Annotated in this window: 4 protein-coding genes; all 4 read right to left on the minus strand. The window is 55.1% G+C overall.

The genetic code is table 11. The features are described 5' to 3' along the window. Window positions 1-206, minus strand: a 206-nt coding sequence (locus ACOSYY_RS04100) for a hypothetical protein (RefSeq protein WP_421660997.1), incomplete at its 3' end; no start/stop codon positions are given. Between the two features lie 198 nt (window positions 207-404). Then, window positions 405-896 carry a hypothetical protein gene (locus tag ACOSYY_RS04105; RefSeq protein ID WP_421660998.1) on the minus strand — a complete coding sequence of 164 codons (492 nt, stop codon included), beginning with the start codon at window positions 894-896 and terminating at the stop codon, window positions 405-407. A gap of 278 nt (window positions 897-1,174) precedes the next feature. Further along, window positions 1,175-1,606, minus strand: coding sequence for a phage holin family protein (locus ACOSYY_RS04110; protein WP_421660999.1), 432 nt, complete (start codon window positions 1,604-1,606; stop codon window positions 1,175-1,177). A 30-nt stretch (window positions 1,607-1,636) separates the two neighbouring features. After that, window positions 1,637-1,871 (minus strand): hypothetical protein (locus ACOSYY_RS04115; protein ID WP_421661000.1); only part of this gene is annotated, 235 nt, incomplete at its 5' end.

Here is a 1,871-nt window from a genome sequence, read left to right on the forward strand (position 1 = left end):
AGAATGGCTTGGACATCTTTCGGTGTGAACCCGCGCGACGCATGTTCGACGAGGGGACCATCCTCTTGATGGAAGATGGCCGCCAACGCAGCATCAGTGCCGATCTCGTTCAACGCGGCGTTCAACGTCCGTTGAAGGTGCGTCTCGGGCGTCGGTTTTGTTTGAGGTGTCGCTGTGGCCATACGTTCGGATACAAGCGACGGCATTGTAGCGGGATCATCGCGGAATAGCTACTCTCTCCGGCCAGTAGTCGCCCGAGTCGTGTCACGGCTGTCCGATCACGTGACTTCTCAGGGTGAAAGCATGAGCGTTGCGACCGTCGTGAGCAATATGATCAATAATGCCTTGATTATCAAAGTCGATTGTCAATGGTCCAACCATTTATTGATGTCGCCCTTTGGAATTCAATCCGGCGGCATTTTTTCGGAATCGACTTCGACCAGTCGCAGTCGGCCATTGGCCATGTGCTCAGTCTTATAGAGCCGATCTCCCATCTGGATGGTCCCTATCAAAAGATTGCCGGTAACCACAAAGGTAAAATCGCCTTCGAAGGGAGAATTGAGGGTGCCGCGGATGACGGCGGTGTCGTTGATACGAGATACTGTGGAGGAGACATCTAGTTCGGGCTCGGCCTTATCGAAGAGCTCCACGGTGATCTTGGGTAGAGGGCGAGCTCCGGCATCCTTCAGCACGTAAAGGAGCGAAAGATCGAGCGCGATCTCTCGCTCGCGGAGAACCCACGGTTTTCTTGGTGTCGGTGGCTGACCAGTAGGGGGAAGAGCCGTGACGGTTTGCCATAGACTCTTTGCTGCCGGAGGTTCATCACTCCACGCGAGCTGAACGAAGAGGCCGCTCAGCACCGCAACGGGGAGAATATGCTTGAATCGGTGAACCACGATCGCCCTCCTGCACCAGGACTTGGAGCCATCTCATTATATCGAACGCGATATCTCAGCGCGATCATGAAAGAAGGACCGGAGACTATCGGAGGGGACGTTCCACGGTCAGTGCTGCATCACTCACGTTCATTGCCGACGTATCATCTGAATCGCCATCCAACTCGTCGTCCGCACCATCGAGATGATCTGCGCGTGAGTTCCATGGGTACCTTTCACTCCGTCGGGTGAATTTCATGACGGAATGAGAGAAGAAGGCCGATTTGCCGAGCGCGAGTTCAATCCGGGTTGATGAGTTTGGGAGGACGGCGAGGTTCGTCCGGGAGATCCGGGAGAGGGGGGCGGTCGACGGCCCAGCTGTTAAGAATGGTCGTGACCAGGCTAATGATCAGCGCGCCGCCGACGGCGGGCCAGAATCCGGAGACGGTGAACCCTTTCACCAGGAACGCCGTGAATTGCAACAGTAGCGCGTTCAAAACCACGAGGAAGAGTCCGAGCGTAAAGACGATCAACGGCAAGGTGAGCAGAAAGAGAATAGGCCGAAGGATCACGTTTAGGAAGGTGAGAACCAGGACCGCCGCAATACCGGTAAACAGGCTGTCAGCCTCCAGGCCAGGGACGATCGCGATTGCCAGGAATACCGCAATCCCAGTGATGAGGACACGCGTGAGTGCACGGCGCACCCCTCCGTGGAACGGTGATTCGTGCACGGCCCTCTCAAAACGAATCAACGGCATCGGCTATTGAGATGGTGACGCAGTCTTTACGGGTGAATAATGAACCACTGTCGCGGACACCTTCTTGGTCTTGTCGTCTTTCATCGCATCAATAATGACACGGTCGCCCACGATCGGCGGCTCGTTCGATTTTGGGTTGCTTTTGTTCTTGAACGTCACTTGTTTATTGAGCAGGACTGATACAATCGACCCCTTGGATGTCTTGACTTCGATGTGTTTCGTGTCGATGACCATCACG

The organism is Nitrospira sp. BLG_2 (genome assembly GCF_049222245.1).